The following is a 20,703-nucleotide window of genomic DNA, read 5'->3' on the forward strand; positions in this document are numbered from 1 at the left end:
TATTTTATCACGAAGAGCTAGACTTGTCTTAAAAATATGGAAAAATAAACAATAAACACATGATGAAATCATACTTTCTGAAAACTGAATCGTTTTCATATGTTTGTGGAGTGTTTGTCTCAGCTGTCACAAGTCCAATGGCATTTTTGGGAAAATTCCGAGGAATTATGATAAAATAGTCAACATGAAAAAGAAAAAGACAGCCTTACTAGCAGGCTTATTGGGTGCAGGTGTGCTCACCGCTAGTGCTCAATTTTACCGTAAAATCCAAGAAGACCGTAAAAAAGCACAGGCCTTGCAGGAGGTGCGTGACTTTTTCGCTGATTTAGGAGAGATTGCCACGGTCTATGTGGATGAAACAGCTTCTACGCAGACAACTCTTATCGGAGGGGTTGTGATGGAGGCAGGACAGGTATTTCTATTTGAAAATACCCAAGGTTCTATTCAATACAGGGAGGAAGAAAAATGATTTTTCCAACAAATCTTGAAGAAGTAGCAGCCTTGATTGAAGATGGCAAGCCAACTGTTTTTCTATTTGTGACGACTTGGTGTGGAGATTGCCACTATATCAAACCGCATTTGCCAGCTATCGAAGAAGCTTTTCCAGATCTCCGTTTTGTGCAACTGGATCGAGATGACTTTATGCCTTTGGCACAGGAATGGGCTATTTTAGGCATTCCAAGTCTGGTTGTTTTGGAAAATGGTCAGGAAATCGGTCGTTTTGTCGATAAGAATCGCAAGACCAAGGAAGAAATCATGAACTTCTTATCTGGACTGGGTAGATAAATTAGCAGAGAAGCTCTGCCATTTCCCAAAAGAAAGGAAAGAACATGAAGAAATCACTTGGAAAAATCCTTCTAGCACCTGTGGTGCTGGGGTTGAGTTTGAGTCTTGCTACCTTGGTACAGGCTGAGATTCAAACAGATGTTATCAATGAAAAATGGGGCAAGCCAACACTAGTCTACGGTGGAGGTTTGTCAGATGCGCAGGCAACGGAAGTCAATCAACTTTTTGGTGTCTCTGATATCAATAATGTTAGCCGTCAGGTGGTTGTTGGCACGGATATGGACCAATATTTAGGTACATCTGGAGCGGACACAGCCTCCCTCTATTCATCTGTCTTGGTGCAAAAGCAGGACGCTGGCAAAGGGGTTGTGGTGGACATTAAGACACCGCAGAACATCACCTTGATTACTGAAACGCAGTATGCCAATGCGGCCATTACTGCCGGTGCGACAGACGTCTTGATTGACGTTGCGGCACCGATTCAGGTGACGGGAGAGTCCGCTCTGACAGGTGTTTACAAGGCTCTTGCAGCCAATGGTGACACAGTTGATACCGCTCGAACTGAAGTAGCTCAACAAGAATTAACAACTGTTAATGAAGTAGCGACAGCCCATGCTGGTGATGAACAATTTGACAGCTCTGCTTTGGATAAGGCAGTGGCGGAAATCAAGACTGCTCTTGCCGACTACAAAAAGTCCAATGGTCAGGTGGCTTCTGAGGCTGACATCAACACCATCATCAATGATGTTTTGACCCAAAACGGTTTAGAAAATGTCATCACAGCAGATGAAATTTCTAAGCTAGTCACATTTGCCAAAGCTTATCAGGAAACCTCTGCTATTGATTCGGCTGAGGTTGCTGCCCAGCTCAACCAGTTCAAGCAACAGGCGGAGCAACAAATTTCAGAAGCCTATAAGAATCTACAAGATTCAGGGATTTTAGAAAAAATCGGTGCCTTCTTTGAAAATCTTTGGAAAGGCTTGACCGGTCTATTTGCATAAAGGAGAAATGAAAAAGAAATGATTTTTACATATAATAAGGAACACATCGGCGATGTTCTTATGGTGATTGTTGCTGAGGACAAGGGGCAGGCTGTCCAGTTTGAACGTAAGGGTCAAGTGGCGCGTGTTTTCCTAGAGGACACAGGAAAAACAGTGGCCTGGAACATCTTTGAAGCATCAAGTTTGGTTGAGCTTACTGGAAATGGTCAGGTTTTCATGACAGACGAACAAGTTGCGGTCTTGAATGCGGTTTTAGCAGAAGAAGGCTTTGCTGAAAGCTTGGTTAACGACAATAGTCCGAAATTCGTAGTCGGTCAGATTGCGGAATTGGTTCCTCATCCAGACAGCGACCACCTCAATATCTGTCAGGTCAATGTTGGTGACAAAACAGTGCAAATCGTAGCTGGTGCCCCAAATGCTGCCCAAGGTTTGAAAACCATTGTAGCTCTTCCGGGGGCAATGATGCCGAGCGGTAGCCTGATTTTCCCAGGGAAGTTGCGTGGTGAAGATAGCTTTGGTATGATGTGCAGTCCGCGTGAATTGGCTCTGCCAAACGCACCACAAGTCCGTGGTATTATCGAATTGGACGACTCCGCAGTGGTCGGAGAAGCCTTTGATCCAGTAAAACACTGGAAGGGATAGAAAAAAGAATTGGTCAGATGGCCAATTCTTTTATGCTGTTTCAATTTTTCCTTCAATAGTCTGTCGGAGTTCCTCTGTCAAAACCTGATGTGAATTGAGTTGGAAGTAGAGACTAGACAGGAAATGTTGGAGATTGAGCCACCGGAAGTAGTCCAGAGGTTCTTGGTTGGGAAAGTCTAGCTTGTTAATCCATTCTGCCAGCTCCTGGCTTGACACTTTTTCATTCAGCAGGAGGTAGACAGGGATTTGTGCCAGACGGATTTCTTCACCAGCGGAGAAAACTTGCTTTTGTTTCTTTAGACAAGTGACAATAGCCTGCCAGACTTCTGCGGTTTTATCATTGGGAAATTGCTCATGACAGCTTGCAGCCAGAAGAAAATCTGCTCCGTGGGCAGCGGTATGGATCCAGCCGAGTTTTTCATCGTAGCCAGACCAGTCATCTTCAATCGTCAAATAATCCAAGGCCTGTTGGAAAAGCAGTTCGCGGTCGTCAGTGCTTAAAAATGCAGAGTACTCAGAATCTTGGTCATTGTCAACAGACAGCAGAAGACAGTAAAGCAAGCAAGTAAAACTTCGTTTTAGTGTGGAGCTTTCTAGGGAAAGGGGACTGGTTTCTTGAGAGAATTGCAGTAGCGACTGTGCTTGTTCTCTTGTAATCAAACTATTTAGAAAGATGTGGCAAAAACTAGCATAAACTAATTCATCGCGTATAGTAGGGTCTGGGTGGCCGATGTTTTCCAGCAACCAAGCCAGTTCATCATCGGTATATGGTTTAGAGGTTTGCAATTTTTCTATTAATTCTTTCATGATTTTCTTTCTTTTTATGAACTTTCTACGAATAGATAAGTAGGAGGATGTAATATGTATAATAAAACAATTTTAATCGGTCGCTTGACGGCCCAACCTGAACTCACTCAAACCCCTAACGGCAAAAATTTGACTCGTGTAACCATTGCAGTTAATAGACGATTTAAGACAGAAAATGGTGAACGTGAGGCAGATTTTCTCAATGTTATTTTCTGGGGAAAACTGGCGGAAACACTTGTTTCCTATGGTAGCAAGGGCAGTCTGATTTCTATTGACGGTGAATTGCGGACCCGTAAATACGAAAAAGACGGCAGCAATCACTATGTGACAGAGATTCTAGGCCAATCTTTCCAATTACTAGAAAGCCGCGCCCAACGTGCCATACGTGAAAACAATACTGGCGATGACCTAGCTGATTTGGTCTTGGAAGAGGAAGAATTGCCGTTTTAATATCCGTCCCAAGACCGATGGAGAATGTTGAAAAGTAGGTTATACTATAGTCAATCCTAAATATTTTTCATATCTCCTTAAAAACGCTGACGAAAGTTGGCGTTTTTTGCTGTTCATTTTCTATATTTCCACCATTCTATCAGCATGATAATTAGAGAAAGTAGGATAACTCCGTAGAAGAAAAAGATGATGTAGTGAGGGTGGCTAAAGAAAAATATCCAGACTAGCCAGAGTAGATAGGCGAATATCATTTTCCCCCAAAATCCTAATTTACGTTTTAAAAACCATTCTGCAAAACTTTCGTAGGCTGAAAATCGGCTTTCAAGGTAATCAGTTTTTAAATCTCTAAAAAATTTCATGAATACCCCCTAACTTGTTAAAAATAGTATAGCATAGTTTACTAATAATGAATAGGTGAAATCTGTCTCATACTTAAGAAGGATTTTCACGAAAAAGGAATAGAATTTTCTTGACTATTTTTGACCAAGTGATACAATAGGAAATGAGAGTTAGCACTCATGAGTGTAGAGTGCTAAAAATACCAGGAGGTAGTAGAATGTTAAAACCATTGGGCGATCGTATCGTCGTAAAAATTGAAGAAAAAGAACAAACAGTTGGTGGCTTTGTCCTTGCAGGTGCAAGCCAAGAAAAGACAAAAGAAGCAAGTGTCCTAGCGATTGGACAAGGGATTCGTACCTTGAATGGTGACTTGATTGCCCCAGCGGTAGCAGTTGGAGATACTGTTTTGATTGATGCTCACGCAGGATTGGAAGTCAAAGACGGAGAACAGACCGTTCACATCATCCGTGAAGCAGACATTTTGGCAATTGTAGAATAAGAGGTAGGAAAATGGCAAAAGAAATCAAATTTGCAGCAGATGCACGTGAAAGCATGGTCCGTGGTGTTGATATTTTGGCTGATACAGTCAAAGTAACCTTGGGTCCAAAAGGTCGCAATGTTGTCTTGGAAAAAGCTTATGGCTCACCACTCATTACAAATGATGGTGTAACCATTGCTAAAGAAATTGAGTTGGAAGACCATTTTGAAAATATGGGTGCCAAGTTGGTATCTGAAGTGGCATCAAAAACCAATGACATCGCTGGTGACGGTACAACAACGGCCACTGTGTTGACTCAGGCTATTGTTCGTGAAGGATTGAAAAACGTAACTGCAGGTGCCAACCCAATTGGTATCCGTCGCGGGATTGAAGCAGCAGTTGCGACTGCGGTTGAATCCTTGAAAGCACAAGCAAGTCCTGTATCCAATAAAGCTGAAATTGCTCAAGTTGCAGCGGTATCTTCACGTTCTGAAAAAGTTGGTGAGTACATTTCAGAAGCTATGGAGCGCGTGGGAACAGACGGCGTAATCACTATCGAAGAATCTCGCGGTATGGAAACTGAGTTGGATGTGGTAGAAGGCATGCAATTCGACCGTGGTTATCTGTCACAATACATGGTAACAGATAATGAGAAGATGGTTGCGGAGCTTGAAAATCCATTTATCTTGATTACTGATAAGAAAATTTCTCACATCCAAGATATTTTGCCACTTTTGGAAAGCATTCTTCAGACTAGTCGTCCGCTTTTGATTATTGCTGACGATGTGGATGGTGAAGCACTTCCTACCCTTGTTCTCAATAAGATTCGTGGTACGTTCAACGTTGTTGCTGTTAAGGCGCCAGGCTTTGGCGACCGTCGTAAAGCTATGTTGGAAGACATCGCGATCTTGACAGGTGGGACAGTGATTACAGAAGATCTTGGTTTGGACTTGAAAGATGCGACTATTGAAGCACTTGGTCAAGCTGCCAAGGTTGTGGTTGACAAGGATGGTACAACTATTGTTGAAGGTGCTGGCAATCCAGAAGCCATTGCCAACCGTGTCGCCGTTATCAAGTCACAAATTGAGGGAACAACTTCAGAATTTGACCGTGAAAAATTACAAGAGCGTTTGGCAAAATTGTCTGGCGGTGTCGCAGTGATTAAAGTAGGTGCCGCAACGGAAACTGAGTTGAAAGAAATGAAGCTCCGTATCGAAGATGCCCTCAACGCAACACGTGCCGCAGTTGAAGAAGGAATCGTTGCTGGTGGTGGTACAGCTCTTGTCAATGTTATTGATAGCGTAGCCAAGCTTGAATTGACCGGTGATGATGAAACAGGACGCAATATTGTCCTGCGCGCCTTGGAAGAACCAGTGCGCCAGATTGCCTATAACGCAGGCTATGAAGGTTCAGTTATCATTGATAAATTGAAAAATTCTGAGCTTGGAACAGGCTTTAATGCTGCGACAGGTGAATGGGTGAATATGATTGAGGCAGGAATTATTGACCCTGTTAAAGTTACTCGTTCTGCTCTTCAAAATGCGGCTTCCGTAGCCAGCTTGATTTTGACAACGGAAGCAGTTGTTGCCAACAAGCCAGAACCAGCTGCTCCAGCTATGCCACAAGGTATGGACGGAATGGGTATGGGCTACTAAGAAATAGTAAAATGACACAGCTGATTGGCTGTGTTTTTCTTGAAAATTTCAAACATATCTATTTGACAATGGGTTTGGGATGTGGTACTATATTAGACGGTACTTTTTACTTTTGGTCTCTCAAGAGTGTACAGGGACGTGCTGACAAATGTTGCAAAAGTACACACAGATAGGGGTTGTCACCAATGCCTTATCACCAAAAATAAAAAATATATACAGGAGAATGTAGATGCCTACAATTAACCAGTTGGTACGTAAACCACGTAAGTCTAAAGTAGAAAAATCTAAATCACCAGCTTTGAACGTTGGTTACAACAGCCGTAAAAAAGTTCAAACAAATGTTTCATCACCACAAAAACGCGGTGTTGCAACTCGTGTCGGAACAATGACACCTAAAAAACCTAACTCAGCCCTTCGTAAATTCGCTCGTGTACGTTTGAGCAACCTTATCGAAGTTACTGCTTACATCCCAGGTATCGGCCACAACTTGCAAGAGCACAGCGTTGTTCTTCTTCGTGGTGGACGTGTAAAAGACCTTCCAGGGGTACGTTACCATATCGTTCGTGGTGCACTTGATACTGCAGGTGTTAACGATCGTAAGCAAGGCCGTTCTAAATACGGTACTAAACGTCCAAAAGGCTAAGAAAGGGGAAATATAAATGAGTCGTAAAAATCAAGCGCCTAAGCGCGAAGTATTGCCAGATCCATTGTATAACTCAAAATTGGTAACTCGTTTGATCAACCGTGTTATGTTGGACGGTAAACGTGGTACTGCTGCATCAATCGTTTACGGTGCTTTTGATCAAATCAAAGAAGCAACTGGTAATGATGCACTTGAAGTATTTGAAACAGCAATGGAAAACATCATGCCTGTACTTGAAGTACGTGCACGTCGTGTCGGTGGTTCTAACTACCAAGTCCCAGTTGAAGTTCGTCCAGAGCGTCGTACAACACTTGGTCTTCGTTGGTTGGTAACAATCGCTCGTAACCGTGGTGAGCACACTATGATCGATCGCCTTGCGAAAGAAATCATGGATGCAGCAAACAACACAGGTGCAGCTGTTAAGAAACGTGAAGATACTCACAAAATGGCAGAAGCAAACCGCGCATTCGCACACTTCCGCTGGTAAGATTAAGATACAGAGAACGTGCCTGTCGACGAAAAATAGGAAATCGAAGCAGAATGCTTTTGCATTCAATGAGATTTATCTTTTTTCGTTGCCAGCAGGCCGTTCGAGTTCAGTTCTGCATTTAACAAAAACTGTCAGTTGAACTCAATTAGATGAAGGAACTTCGTTCAACCATCACAAATCGGATTGAGGCTTGCCTCGTCCACTTCACACCATTAGTAAGAACTTAAGCGGGTGGGATTTGCCCACTCGCTTTTCTTAAAATATGGTATAATCAGAATAGAAATCTAAAAATATAGGAGAACAAACCTCATGGCACGCGAATTTTCATTAGAAAAAACTCGTAATATCGGTATCATGGCGCACGTTGACGCGGGTAAAACAACGACAACTGAGCGTATTCTTTACTACACTGGTAAAATCCACAAAATCGGTGAAACTCACGAAGGTGCATCGCAAATGGACTGGATGGAGCAAGAGCAAGAGCGTGGTATCACTATCACATCTGCTGCGACAACAGCTCAATGGAACAACCACCGTGTAAACATCATCGACACACCAGGACACGTGGACTTTACAATCGAAGTACAACGTTCACTTCGCGTTCTTGATGGTGCGGTAACCGTTCTTGACTCACAATCAGGTGTTGAGCCACAAACTGAAACAGTATGGCGTCAAGCAACTGAATACGGTGTTCCACGTATCGTATTCGCTAACAAAATGGATAAAATCGGTGCTGACTTCCTTTACTCAGTAAGCACACTTCATGAGCGTCTTCAAGCAAATGCTCACCCAATCCAATTGCCAATCGGTTCTGAAGATGAGTTCCGTGGTATCATCGACTTGATCAAGATGAAAGCTGAAATCTATACTAACGACCTTGGTACAGATATTCTTGAAGAAGATATTCCAGCTGAATACCTTGAGCAAGCTGAAGAATACCGTGAAAAATTGGTTGAAGCAGTTGCTGAAACTGATGAAGAATTGATGATGAAATACCTTGAAGGTGAAGAAATCACAAACGAAGAATTGAAAGCTGCTATCCGTAAAGCAACTATCAACGTTGAATTCTTCCCAGTATTGTGTGGTTCAGCCTTCAAAAACAAAGGTGTTCAATTGATGCTTGATGCGGTTATTGACTACCTTCCAAGCCCACTTGACATCCCTGCTATTAAAGGTGTTAACCCAGATACAGATGCTGAAGAAGAGCGTCATGCATCAGATGAAGAGCCATTTGCAGCTCTTGCCTTCAAGATCATGACTGACCCATTCGTAGGTCGTTTGACATTCTTCCGTGTATATTCAGGTGTCCTTAACAGCGGTTCATACGTATTGAACACTTCTAAAGGTAAACGTGAGCGTATCGGACGTATACTTCAAATGCACGCAAACAGCCGTCAAGAAATTGAAACTGTTTATGCAGGTGACATCGCCGCTGCGGTTGGTTTGAAAGATACTACAACTGGTGACTCATTGACAGATGAAAAAGCAAAAATCATCCTTGAGTCAATCCACGTTCCAGAACCAGTTATCCAATTGATGGTTGAGCCTAAGTCTAAAGCTGACCAAGATAAGATGGGTATCGCACTTTCTAAATTGGCTGAAGAAGACCCAACATTCCGCGTTGAAACAAACGTTGAAACTGGTGAAACAGTTATCTCTGGTATGGGTGAGTTGCACTTGGATGTCCTTGTTGACCGTATGCGTCGTGAATTCAAGGTTGAAGCAAACGTAGGTGCTCCTCAAGTATCATACCGTGAAACATTCCGCGCTTCTACACAAGCTCGTGGTTTCTTCAAACGCCAGTCTGGTGGTAAAGGTCAATTCGGTGACGTTTGGATCGAATTCACACCAAACGAAGAAGGTAAAGGTTTCGAGTTCGAGAATGCTATCGTCGGTGGTGTGGTTCCACGTGAATTCATCCCAGCGGTTGAAAAAGGTCTCGTAGAATCTATGGCTAACGGTGTTCTTGCTGGTTACCCAATCGTTGACGTTAAAGCTAAGCTTTACGATGGTTCATACCACGATGTCGACTCATCTGAAACAGCCTTCAAAGTGGCAGCATCTCTTGCCCTTAAAGAAGCAGCTAAATCAGCTCAACCAACTATCCTTGAGCCAATGATGCTTGTAACAATCACTGCACCAGAAGATAACCTTGGTGACGTTATGGGTCACGTTACTGCACGTCGTGGTCGCGTTGATGGTATGGAAGCTCGTGGTAACACACAAATCGTTCGTGCTTATGTGCCACTTGCTGAAATGTTCGGTTACGCAACTGTTCTTCGTTCAGCAACACAAGGTCGCGGTACTTTCATGATGGTATTTGACCACTACGAAGATGTACCAAAATCTGTACAAGATGAAATCATTAAGAAAAACGGTGGCAATGCATAATTGCTTATCTACACCTACCTTCGGGTAGGTGTTTTTTGGTACGATGGATATGTCACACATCTGAGCGTGATACTCATACTCTTCGAAAATCAAAATTATCCGTTGTCAACTTGCCTTGATGAACTCCAGTTCTATCTTCGGCTTCGTTTCCTAGGCTACTTTTGATTTTCATTGAGTATCAGTAGTTTATCTTTGATTGCTTCGACGAGCGAGGAAACTTCGTTTCCTTATTTCCAACTTCAAACACTTCACTGGAGTATTTGAACTCGCTTTGCTGTACTTTACAGAGGTGATTTGCGAGGCAAGTCTTATTTCTAACCTAGAACAGCCTAAAGGCTGTTCTAGCAACCTGCAGCTATTGAGGCGAACTTGCTTCGCCCTATCTCCAGCCTTCAAAGGTTCCCCGAACCTTTGAAGCGAGTACTAAAAATAAACTAAACGACTAAAAAATAGGTATCCGTCAGATCCTTTTTGGAAATATACAATGAGAAAGCTACAATTTATAAAAAATTACCCTAATTTAGGTGTGGATGGCTAACAAAAGATTGAGGTTTGCTATTTGGGGATTTTATTGGGTATAAGATTCCTGTTGCCGATGAACTCAACAGTGACTCCCAGGTCCGACTACTGTGAAATAAACGGATTAAAACAGTCTGGGGTTAGACTATTTCAGCTCAACAACTAGAAATTAGGAATTGTTGCCGAACTCTTTTGATCGTTCGAGTTCTCGCCTACTCACACTTAATCAGCTAAAATAAATGTTTTAAATTATTTAGAATTACTTTGTTTGGGAATGGTTATAAAAAATAAGAGAATTAATAGATAGGCTACAGAAGAAAAGCAGATATAAATGTTAGAATCCTTATAAGGTAGATCGATGAAAGAGTAGTTTAGGACCGCTAATTACTAAAGGAGGATGCTTGTATGGTGATGAAATAGTGGTACTAAGCACATTAACAATAAAAAGAAAGGACAGAAACCATGAGAAAAAAACTAAAATTTTCATTAGTAGCAGTCGCCTGTGCGACATTTTTGACAGCCTGTGGCACAAGTAATTCCTCGGCTCCCAAAGCAGGTGAAGCAACACCACAGACGGATTTTCATTCTTATATCAATGCGCAATGGTTGAAAGATACAAAATTAGGTGCCGGTGAATCGCAAATAGATAATCTGAGTCAACTCTCTGAGAAAACGCAAGAAGCAATCCAGGAGATGATTGACCAGCTGGATATGGACTATTCCAAGCTGCAAGCTGGTAGTGATGAGAAAAAACTTATTGATTTTTACCGATTGGCAGCCGATTTTGATACTCGCAACAAATTGGGGTTAGAGCCTATCAAGCCTTATTTAGAGGAGATTAAAAAAGCCTCTACCATGGAAGAACTCAACAAGATTCTGGTAGCCCTATACGGCAAAAACATCCGCAATTTGCTTCATATAAACGTTACTCAAGATATAAAAGACAGTAACAAAAACACCATCTACGTTGACCCTCACAAGTTAAGTTTTCCAAAAGAAAATTATGATGGCACAGATGAATTTTCACTGAAAAACCAAAAAGCCTTTAAAGCCTATCTGCAGGAAGTGTTTAGCTTGGCAGGAGAATCCTCAAAAGAAGCCTCTTCTAAGGCAGACCTCCTCTTTAATTTGGAAAAAGAGATGGCTGCAGTGCAACGGCCAAAAGAAGAAGCCAATAACTTTGAAGCCATGTATAACGAGAAGACTTGGGATGAGGTCAAAGCACTGGTTCCCAACCTACCGATTGCTGAGTTGGTTTCTGAGTTAGGACTTCAGAATGCTCCAACGACAGTCGTATCAGAACCAGATGCTCTAAAAAAATTAAATGAACTCTATCAAGAGAAGAATTTAGATGCTCTTAAGGCTCTGCTCCAATATCGTGTGATTGCCCATTACAATGATTATCTGTCAAGCAATTTAATTGAGGCAAAAGCGAAATACGACGGCGTAGCAACTGGTGCGGTAGATACTCCGAGTCAAGAAGAAGTTGCTCAAGCGGCCATTGATGCAAATTTCTCAGATATGATTGGCAAAGTTTACGTTAAACACCATTTTTCAGAAGAATCCAAGGCTAATATCCTATCTATGGTTCAAGAGATTAAAGCGACTTATGCAGAGCGAATCAAAGCAGTGCAGTGGATGTCTGAAGAAACCAAGATGCGGGCCTTGAAAAAACTAGATACATTAGTTGTTAAAATCGGCTATCCAGACCAGTGGAAGGATTACTCACAACTTGCTATCCAATCCAAGGAAGAAGGGGGAAGTCTTCTTTCTAACTTCGATATGGTAAAAACACTTGAATTGCGTGAAGAGATGGGGCAATTTGGCAAGCCTTTTGATAAGTCGCAGTTCGGCATGCCTTCTCACACGGTGAATGCCTATTACAGCCCAACTAACAACGAAATTGTCTTTCCAGCGGGGATTTTACAGGCTCCTCTCTACGATCCAAAAGCTAGTCCCGAAGAAAATCTGGGTGGAATCGGGGCTGTTATCGGTCATGAAATTTCCCATGCCTTTGATAAGGCTGGTTCTCAATTTGATGAAAAGGGGAACCTTGTCAACTGGTGGAAACCAGAAGACCTTGAAAAATTTAATAAAAAGGTTCAACAGGCAGCAGATATCTACTCTAAATTGGAAGTGGCTCCGGGCTACTATGTCAATGGCGAAATTTCAACCGGTGAAATCATGGCGGATCTCGGTGGTTTAACGGTTGCCATTGATATTGCTCAGAAAAAAGGCTACAATACGAAGAAAGTCTTCGAGTCTTATGGTAAAGCATGGCGTGAAGTCACCACCAAAGAATTTGCTATTGCCAGCATCAGCGACGAACATCCACCAGCTAAATATCGGGTTAACAACATTGTCAACCAAATTGATCAATTCTATACAGACTTCAATGTCAAAGAAGGGGATCCAATGTATGTGAAACCAGAAGACCGCCTACGAGTGTGGTAAAAGATTATAGAGGTGTCTGCGGTCCGAAATGGGCGGTAGACACTTTTTTAGGTAAAAAATAGAAGTAGTAGTAAACCAAGAATCGTTAAAAAATGTGTCGAGGTATGGCAATGCTATTAAGTTAAGTATTTAACCAGTCATAACCACCCGAGAGAACGCATGGCTATGATTTTTAGCTTTTATTTTTTGGCCTTCTATTTTTTACATAAGATGAACCGGTAAGCAGTTGCAATTTTCGGTAAATAGTTATATAATAAAAACGTTGAAAAGATGCTTGTAGGCTTACAAGTTAATATTTTCACAAAAGGATTAAAAGGCTTGCCTTTTAAAATAAAGAACTCGATTTTCATAAGGAGGAAATCATTCATGGTAGTTAAAGTTGGTATTAACGGTTTCGGACGTATCGGTCGTCTTGCTTTCCGTCGTATCCAAAACGTAGAAGGTGTTGAAGTTACTCGTATCAACGACCTTACAGATCCAGTAATGCTTGCACACTTGTTGAAATATGACACAACTCAAGGTCGTTTCGACGGTACTGTTGAAGTTAAAGACGGTGGTTTCGAAGTTAACGGTAAATTCGTTAAAGTTTCTGCTGAGCGTGAGCCAGGAAACATCGACTGGGCTACTGATGGCGTAGATATCGTTTTGGAAGCTACAGGTTTCTTTGCTTCTAAAGAAAAAGCTGAGCAACACATCCACGCTAACGGTGCTAAAAAAGTTGTTATCACTGCTCCTGGTGGTAACGATGTTAAGACTGTTGTTTTCAACACTAACCACGACATCCTTGATGGTACTGAAACAGTTATCTCAGGTGCTTCATGTACTACAAACTGTTTGGCACCAATGGCTAAAGCTCTTCACGATGCATTTGGCGTTCAAAAAGGTTTGATGACTACAATCCACGGTTACACTGGTGACCAAATGGTTCTTGACGGACCACACCGTGGTGGTGACCTTCGTCGTGCACGTGCTGCTGCTGCAAATATCGTTCCTAACTCAACTGGTGCTGCTAAAGCTATCGGCTTGGTAATCCCAGAATTGAACGGTAAACTTGACGGTGCTGCACAACGTGTTCCAGTTCCAACAGGTTCTGTAACTGAATTGGTTGCAACTCTTGACAAGAAAGTAACTGCTGAAGAAGTAAACGCTGCTATGAAAGCTGCTGCTACTGAATCATTTGGTTACACTGAAGACCAACTCGTATCTTCAGATATCGTAGGTATCTCATTCGGTTCATTGTTTGATGCAACTCAAACTAAAGTTATCGAAGTTGATGGCGAGCAATTGGTTAAAGTTGTTTCATGGTACGACAACGAAATGTCTTACACTGCACAACTTGTTCGTACTCTTGAGTACTTCGCAAAAATCGCTAAATAATCCTTAGTGAAAATCGAAGAGGCTTCGGCCTCTTTTTTTGATTGCTGAAATATAGCTGTTTCCTTATGCTAAGAAGCAAGGATGGCATAAGTTGTTTCTGATTTGGCAACTTTAGAATTTGAAAAATCTGATTACGAGGCGATAGTTTTAGATTTCATAACATTTGTGAAAAAAATATCTTTATGCAAGAAAAAATACAGAAAATATGATACAATGGTAAAGTAAATATAATTTAAGGAGTTCTTATCTAATGGCAAAATTGACTGTTAAAGATGTAGAATTGAAAGGCAAAAAAGTTCTTGTTCGTGTGGACTTCAACGTGCCTTTGAAAGATGGCGTTATCACTAACGATAACCGTATTACAGCAGCTCTTCCAACTATCAAGTATATTCTTGAGCAAGGTGGACGTGCAATTCTTTTCTCTCACCTTGGTCGTGTGAAAGAAGAAGCTGACAAAGAAGGTAAATCATTGGCTCCTGTAGCAGCTGACTTGGCAGCTAAATTGGGTCAAGACGTTGCTTTCATCGCAGGTGCTACTCGTGGTGCTGAATTGGAAGCAGCTATCAATGCTTTGGAAGATGGACAAGTTCTCCTTGTTGAAAATACTCGTTTCGAAGATGTTGATGGTAAGAAAGAATCTAAAAACAACGAAGAACTTGGTAAATACTGGGCTTCACTTGGTGACGGTATCTTCGTTAACGATGCATTTGGTACTGCACACCGTGCACACGCATCAAACGTTGGTATCTCAGCAAACGTAGAAAAAGCAGTAGCTGGTTTCCTTTTGGAAAACGAAATTGCTTACATCCAAGAAGCTGTTGAAACTCCAGAGCGCCCATTCGTGGCAATCCTTGGTGGTTCAAAAGTATCTGATAAGATCGGTGTTATCGAGAATCTTCTTGAAAAAGCTGACAAAGTTCTTATCGGTGGTGGTATGACTTACACATTCTACAAAGCTCAAGGTATCGAAATCGGTAACTCACTTGTAGAAGAAGACAAGCTTGATGTGGCAAAAGCACTTCTTGAAAAAGCTAACGGTAAATTGATCTTGCCAGTTGACTCAAAAGAAGCTAACGCATTTGCTGGATACACTGAAGTTCGCGATACAGACGGCGAAGCAGTTTCAGAAGGCTTCCTTGGTCTTGACATCGGTCCTAAGTCAATCGCTAAGTTTGACGAAGCTTTGACTGGTGCGAAAACAGTTGTTTGGAACGGACCTATGGGTGTATTTGAAAACCCAGACTTCCAAGCTGGTACAATCGGTGTAATGGACGCTATCGTGAAACAACCAGGCGTGAAATCAATCATCGGTGGTGGTGACTCAGCGGCAGCTGCAATCAACCTTGGCCGTGCAGACAAGTTCTCATGGATCTCAACTGGTGGTGGTGCATCTATGGAGTTGTTAGAAGGTAAAGTGCTTCCAGGACTTGCAGCACTTACTGAAAAATAGGCGGTAAGTCAGCTCAAAATATCTGGGGGATATTTTGAGGTTGGAAATAGAAGAAGCGAAGCTTCTGTCAAAAATGATTCCGTAGCTTGTCACTTTGTTTTTATTGGGTGACAACTTCAAATAGTCCACTGGACTATTTGAACCCCGCAAGGCTGAATAGGTTGGTCACAAGCGTAGCAAAGTGAACTGCCATTCAGCTACTGCGTATGAACGATGAAAAGAGTTGGGAGACCAACTCTTTTCTAGTACAAAGGCTAGACTTTCTGTGAACGTAGTGAGTTTAGAAAATCAGCCTAGGTAAAGGCTAAAATGCAACGGATTTCCGTTGCATTTTGTGCATCGCGTAGAGTTTCTACGAAGCTAAGCGAGTTAGAAAGTCTAACAAGATGTACTTCCAGGATTTGCGGTGTTTACTGAAAAATAGGCGGTGAGTCAGTTCAACATATCTCCCGGATATGTTGAGGTTAGAAATAGAAGAAGCGAAGCTTCTGTCAAAAATGATTCCGTAGATTGTTACTTTGATTTTTCTTGGTGACAACTTCAAATAGTCTACTGGGCTATTTGAACCCCGCAAGGCTGAATCTTGGTCACAACTCCCATTCAGCTACTGCGCAAAAAATATAAATGTAAAAAAAGACGTTGTTTTTTTGCAGCGTCTATTTGTTTGGCTTACTTCTGGGTTCCTTCTTGCAGCTGATTTAAAGTGGCAGATTATTGGTTTTTCGAAAAGCTGGCGTGAACATTTTCCAGTCGAGCTTAGGAGAAAAGAAAAGCTGGGCAGGTATTTGCTATTCTATTTTCCGAAATCATGTTAGAATAGAGGTATGTTTAAAAAATATACATTTGATCCAAAGAAATTTCGGTTGGGGATGCGGACGTTCAAATCGGGTTTGGCAGTCTTTCTAGTTATTCTACTCTTTGGCTATATGGGCTGGGAAGGGATTCAGATTGCGGCTTTGACGGCTGTGTTTAGTTTACGAGAAGACTTCGATCAGAGTGTCCATTTTGGAGCTTCTCGTATTCTGGGTAATTCTATTGGCGGTTTTTATGCGCTACTTTTCTTTATTTTGGATAGGTTATTCTTAGATCATTTTTGGGTAACTGCGGTTTTTGTTCCGATATTTGTCATGTTAACGATTATGACAAATGTGGCGATGAATAATAAAGCGGGAATTATTGGTGGTGTATCAGCTTTATTAATTATTACATTGTCTATTCCTGCTGGTGATACGATTCAATATGTGTTTATTCGTGTGTTTGAAACCTTTATCGGAGTTTTCATTGCGATTCTAGTTAATTATGATGTGAATGTTATAAAAAAACGTTTTCAGGATAAATAATGTTATAAAATGTAACATCGCCTATTGACCTCAAAAAAAAATTCTCCTATAATGGTAGGCAGAAAGGAGTTCGTTATGAGAGAAAAAGAGTTTCGTCGTTCCTTAGCCATCTTTCCGATCGGTAGTGTGATGAAGTTGACAGATTTAACTGCTCGTCAAATTCGTTACTATGAAGATCAAGGCTTGATTAAGCCCGATCGCAACGAAGGGAATCGTCGCTTGTATTCTCTAAACGATATGGACTTACTTTTAGAAATCAAGGATTTTTTGGATGAAGGTTTGAATATTGCTGCGATTAAGAAGGAATATGCAAATCGGGAAGCGAAAGCTAAGGTCCAAAAACAGCAGAAAACCTTGACTGATGAAGATGTCCGTCGAATCTTACATGATGAATTCAGTCGTCAGGGACGATTTTCAAGTCCTAGTTCCATTTTCCGTTCGTCGTAATTAGCTTTTAAAATAGAGGAGAAAAATAATGACATTCACAGTGGCAGATATCAAGCGCGATATCAAAGAGAAAAACGTTACCTTCCTACGTCTTATGTTTACGGACATCATGGGAGTGATGAAAAACGTAGAAATTCCAGCAACTGATGAGCAGGTCGAAAAGGTTTTGTCAAATAAGGTCATGTTTGATGGTTCATCTATTGAAGGATTTGTTCGTATCAATGAATCAGATATGTATCTTTACCCAGACTTGGATACATGGACTATCTTCCCTTGGGGTGATGAAAATGGCCGTGTAGCTGGCTTGATTTGTGATATTTATACAACAGATGCTAAGCCTTTTGCTGGTGACCCACGTGGAAATTTGAAGAAATCGCTTCGTCACATGGAAGAGGCAGGTTTCTCTTCATTCAACCTTGGTCCAGAACCAGAATTCTTCCTCTTTAAGATGGACGAACAAGGAAATCCAACGCTTGAAGTAAATGATAAAGGTGGTTACTTTGACCTCGCACCAACGGACTTGGCTGATAATACACGTCGCGAAATCGTCAATGTCTTGACAGAGATGGGCTTTGAAGTTGAAGCGAGCCATCACGAAGTGGCAGTAGGTCAGCATGAAATTGACTTCAAATATGCGGATGTCTTAAAAGCTTGTGACAATATTCAAATCTTCAAGTTAGTTGTTAAAACAATTGCTCGTAAGCATGGTATGTATGCGACATTTATGGCCAAGCCTAAGTTTGGTATTGCTGGTTCAGGTATGCACTGTAACATGTCACTCTTTGATAAGGATGGGAATAATGCCTTCTTTGATCCAGAAGATCCTCGCGGTATGCAGCTGTCTCAAACTGCTTACCATTTCCTTGGTGGTTTGATTAAGCATGCTTATAACTATACTGCTATTACAAACCCGACAGTGAACTCTTACAAGCGTTTGGTTCCAGGCTTTGAAGCTCCTGTGTATATTGCTTGGGCTGGTAAAAACCGCTCACCATTGGTTCGCGTACCTGCATCACGTGGAATGGGAACTCGTTTGGAATTGCGCTCGGTTGATCCAACTGCCAACCCATACTTAGCTATGGCCGTTCTGTTGGAAGTTGGCTTGGAAGGTATTCAAAATAAAATTGAAGCACCAGCACCAGTAGAATCTAATATCTATGCAATGTCTGATGAGGAGCGTCGTGAAGCAGGAATCACTGATCTTCCTTCAACTCTTCACAATGCATTGAAAGCACTTCGTGAAGACGAGGTAGTTCGTGCAGCTCTAGGTGATCATATCTATACGAATTTCTTGGAAGCTAAGAAAATCGAATGGGCAAGCTACGCAACCTACGTTTCTCAATGGGAAATCGACAACTATTTGGATATGTATTAAAAAAAATGGTCCGGTGGACCATTTTTTCATGAGCTTGAAAACCAGATAGCGAATTGGGACCCCGACGGGTCCTTTGCTCACGAGCCGAGAAATTGGAAACTGTGTAATGGTCCAGTGGAGTGAAGTAGTCTGGGAAGAGACTGTTTCAGCCTGAGCTAAGAAATAGCAGGGCGAGGGGATGGACATGAGCTTGAAGACGGTCTTTTTCAAGCTGGGTTATCTTGTTATACTCAATGAAAATCAAAAGTAGCCTAGGAAACGAAGCCGAAGATAGAACTGGAGTTCATCAAGGCAAGTTGACAACGGATAATTTTGATTTTCGAAGAGTATTAATATAAAATAAATCCCAGAGGTTTCACCTATGGGATTTTAGTGTGTTATCGGTCAGGCGTCAGAATCATTGGGATAATGATTGGTTCACGCTCTGTTTTTTCGTATAGGAATGGTCGTAGGGCGTTAACAATGGCGCCGTTGACTGTTTGGATATTGGCATCTTTATTGCGCATGGCGATGCGGATAGCGTTGAAAAGGACGCGTTGGCTTTCGCGAATGAGCTCGCCAGATTCTCTCATATAGATAAAACCGCGACTGAGGATGTCTGGTCCTGCTAATATCATCTTAGAATTAAAATCGACAGTGGCTACTGCAAGGACAACACCATCTTCTGAAAGATCGCGGCGGTCTTTGAGGACTGCTGCGCCGATTTCACCGATGCGGTTTCCATCGACATAGATGTCTTGGGCGTTGAATTGACCTGCGAGATGTGCAGAATCTTTTGTCAGAGCAAGGACATCTCCGTTTTCCATGATGAAGATATTATCTTTTGGAACGCCTGTATCAACAGCTAGGCTGGCATGGATTTTTTGCATGCGGTATTCACCATGGACAGGCATGAAGTATTTTGGCTTGATCAGGCGGAGCATGAGTTTTTGCTCTTGTTGACCACCGTGCCCAGAGGTATGGATGTTGTTGATCTTGCCGTGAATCACATCGACACCGGCTTCAATCAGGATATTGATGAGCTTGTTGACACCTGTGGTATTTCCCGGAATAGGACTGGACGAGAAGATAACCGTGTCGCCTGGCTGGAGTTGCACTTGACGGTGGGTACCGTGGGCGATGCGAGAGAGTGCTGCCATAGGCTCCCCTTGGCTCCCTGTACAGAGAATCATGATCTCGCTGGCAGGGTATTCTTTGATCTCGTTTGGCTCGATGAAGGTATCCTTAGGCACCTTGATGTAGCCGAGCTCGATACCGTTAACAATAGCCTTTTCCATGGAACGTCCAAAGACAGCAATCTTGCGTCCGGTCTTAACCGCTGCATCAGCCGCCTGTTGGAGACGGAAGATGTTGGAGGCAAAGGAAGCAAAGATAATGCGTCCGTGGATGCCTTCAATCAATTTCATAATGGACTGACCGACCACTTTTTCCGAGTTGGTAAAGGTTGGGACTTCAGCATTTGTCGAGTCGGAGAGGAGGCAGAGAACGCCTTCTTCACCGAGGGCAGCCATGCGGTGAAGGTCTGCTGGCTCGCCAACTGGAGTGAAATCGAACTTGAAGTCACCGGTACAGACGATTTTTCCTTGCGGGGTGTCAACGACAATACCAAGTGGCTCTGGAATGGAGTGGGTGGTACGGAAGAAGCTGACTTTGAGGTGTTTGAAGGTCAACTCTGTATTATGATTGATTTCATGCAAAGTCGCATCACGGAGCAGTCCGTGTTCTTCCAATTTGCCTCGAATGAGGGCGAGGGCTAAAGGTCCAGCATAGATTGGGACATTAGCTTGCTTGAGTAAGAAGGGAATGCCTCCGATGTGGTCTTCGTGCCCGTGGGTAATAACCAGACCTTTCACGCGGTCTAGGTTTTCAACGATGTAGGAGTAGTCTGGGATAACGTAGTCGATACCCAATAGGTCATCTTCTGGGAACTTGATACCGGCATCGACGATGAGAATTTCATCCTTGTACTCGATACCGTAGGTATTTTTCCCGATTTCTCCCAAACCACCGATGGCGAAAACGCCAACTTCATGAGGTTTTAGATTGACTGATGACATGG

Annotated in this window: 19 protein-coding genes; 16 read left to right on the plus strand and 3 right to left on the minus strand. The window is 42.3% G+C overall.

Annotated elements, in window-relative coordinates:
* The first annotated feature begins 184 nt into the window (after positions 1-184).
* From ODU37_RS07130 to ytpR, 4 genes are read left to right on the plus strand one after another with little or no spacing between them, the layout of a single operon-like run.
* A complete protein-coding gene (locus ODU37_RS07130; RefSeq protein WP_015646299.1) occupies positions 185-469 on the plus strand; it encodes a DUF4651 domain-containing protein in 285 nt (94 codons plus the stop codon).
* Complete coding sequence (locus tag ODU37_RS07135; protein ID WP_024386832.1) at positions 466-786, plus strand: thioredoxin family protein; 321 nt, start codon at positions 466-468, stop codon at positions 784-786. Before ODU37_RS07130 ends, ODU37_RS07135 begins: the two co-directional genes overlap by 4 nt.
* 44 nt (positions 787-830) lie before the next feature.
* A complete protein-coding gene (locus ODU37_RS07140; protein WP_249562438.1) occupies positions 831-1,787 on the plus strand; it encodes a DUF1002 domain-containing protein in 957 nt (318 codons plus the stop codon).
* Positions 1,788-1,805: 18 nt separating this feature from the next.
* The gene (gene ytpR / locus ODU37_RS07145) at positions 1,806-2,429 is read left to right on the plus strand and encodes a YtpR family tRNA-binding protein (protein WP_105158627.1); all 624 of its coding nucleotides are present in this window, start codon (positions 1,806-1,808) and stop codon (positions 2,427-2,429) included.
* A gap of 30 nt (positions 2,430-2,459) precedes the next feature.
* Here ytpR and ODU37_RS07150 read toward each other — a convergent pair whose 3' ends face one another.
* Positions 2,460-3,236: a DUF2785 domain-containing protein gene (locus ODU37_RS07150; RefSeq protein ID WP_105158626.1), complete on the minus strand. Its 777-nt coding sequence runs from the start codon at positions 3,234-3,236 to the stop codon at positions 2,460-2,462.
* A 54-nt stretch (positions 3,237-3,290) separates the two neighbouring features.
* On the opposite strand from ODU37_RS07150, the gene ODU37_RS07155 reads away from it, so the two are divergent.
* On the plus strand, positions 3,291-3,686 hold the full coding sequence (locus ODU37_RS07155; protein ID WP_044758990.1) for a single-stranded DNA-binding protein: 396 nt from the start codon (positions 3,291-3,293) through the stop codon (positions 3,684-3,686).
* A gap of 113 nt (positions 3,687-3,799) precedes the next feature.
* On the opposite strand, the gene ODU37_RS07160 is transcribed toward ODU37_RS07155, so the two are convergent.
* Complete coding sequence (locus ODU37_RS07160) at positions 3,800-4,045, minus strand: hypothetical protein (RefSeq protein WP_024384198.1); 246 nt, start codon at positions 4,043-4,045, stop codon at positions 3,800-3,802.
* A gap of 197 nt (positions 4,046-4,242) precedes the next feature.
* Between ODU37_RS07160 and groES the strand changes: the two genes are divergently transcribed.
* The 11 genes from groES (at position 4,243) to glnA (ending at position 18,644) form a co-directional block, all read left to right on the plus strand.
* The gene (groES, locus tag ODU37_RS07165) at positions 4,243-4,524 is read left to right on the plus strand and encodes a co-chaperone GroES (RefSeq protein ID WP_249562439.1); all 282 of its coding nucleotides are present in this window, start codon (positions 4,243-4,245) and stop codon (positions 4,522-4,524) included.
* An 11-nt stretch (positions 4,525-4,535) separates the two neighbouring features.
* Entirely contained in the window at positions 4,536-6,158 is a 1,623-nt protein-coding gene (gene groL, locus ODU37_RS07170) for a chaperonin GroEL (protein WP_024415490.1), read from the plus strand.
* Between the two features lie 229 nt (positions 6,159-6,387).
* Positions 6,388-6,801, plus strand: a complete 414-nt coding sequence (gene rpsL, locus ODU37_RS07175) for a 30S ribosomal protein S12 (protein WP_002940030.1) — start codon at positions 6,388-6,390, stop codon at positions 6,799-6,801.
* 16 nt (positions 6,802-6,817) lie between these two features.
* On the plus strand, positions 6,818-7,288 hold the full coding sequence (gene rpsG / locus ODU37_RS07180; RefSeq protein WP_002940031.1) for a 30S ribosomal protein S7: 471 nt from the start codon (positions 6,818-6,820) through the stop codon (positions 7,286-7,288).
* Positions 7,289-7,600: 312 nt separating this feature from the next.
* Positions 7,601-9,682: an elongation factor G gene (gene fusA / locus ODU37_RS07185; protein ID WP_002938501.1), complete on the plus strand. Its 2,082-nt coding sequence runs from the start codon at positions 7,601-7,603 to the stop codon at positions 9,680-9,682.
* A 981-nt stretch (positions 9,683-10,663) separates the two neighbouring features.
* Positions 10,664-12,655: a M13 family metallopeptidase gene (locus tag ODU37_RS07190; RefSeq protein ID WP_024417078.1), complete on the plus strand. Its 1,992-nt coding sequence runs from the start codon at positions 10,664-10,666 to the stop codon at positions 12,653-12,655.
* Between the two features lie 366 nt (positions 12,656-13,021).
* A complete protein-coding gene (gene gap / locus ODU37_RS07195) occupies positions 13,022-14,032 on the plus strand; it encodes a type I glyceraldehyde-3-phosphate dehydrogenase (protein ID WP_012775479.1) in 1,011 nt (336 codons plus the stop codon).
* A 250-nt stretch (positions 14,033-14,282) separates the two neighbouring features.
* Positions 14,283-15,482, plus strand: a complete 1,200-nt coding sequence (locus tag ODU37_RS07200) for a phosphoglycerate kinase (RefSeq protein WP_398580445.1) — start codon at positions 14,283-14,285, stop codon at positions 15,480-15,482.
* An 824-nt stretch (positions 15,483-16,306) separates the two neighbouring features.
* Positions 16,307-16,822, plus strand: a complete 516-nt coding sequence (locus ODU37_RS07205) for an aromatic acid exporter family protein (RefSeq protein WP_002940039.1) — start codon at positions 16,307-16,309, stop codon at positions 16,820-16,822.
* 75 nt (positions 16,823-16,897) lie between these two features.
* Positions 16,898-17,269 carry a MerR family transcriptional regulator gene (locus ODU37_RS07210; RefSeq protein WP_002940041.1) on the plus strand — a complete coding sequence of 124 codons (372 nt, stop codon included), beginning with the start codon at positions 16,898-16,900 and terminating at the stop codon, positions 17,267-17,269.
* A gap of 28 nt (positions 17,270-17,297) precedes the next feature.
* On the plus strand, positions 17,298-18,644 hold the full coding sequence (gene glnA / locus ODU37_RS07215; RefSeq protein WP_011921751.1) for a type I glutamate--ammonia ligase: 1,347 nt from the start codon (positions 17,298-17,300) through the stop codon (positions 18,642-18,644).
* A 377-nt stretch (positions 18,645-19,021) separates the two neighbouring features.
* On the opposite strand, the gene rnjA is transcribed toward glnA, so the two are convergent.
* Positions 19,022-20,701: a ribonuclease J1 gene (rnjA, locus tag ODU37_RS07220; RefSeq protein ID WP_249562441.1), complete on the minus strand. Its 1,680-nt coding sequence runs from the start codon at positions 20,699-20,701 to the stop codon at positions 19,022-19,024.
* Positions 20,702-20,703: the final 2 nt, after the last annotated feature.

It is taken from the genome of Streptococcus sp. 2021WUSS109, assembly GCF_044427305.1.
In the GTDB taxonomy this organism is placed as follows: Bacteria; Bacillota; Bacilli; order Lactobacillales; family Streptococcaceae; genus Streptococcus; species Streptococcus suis.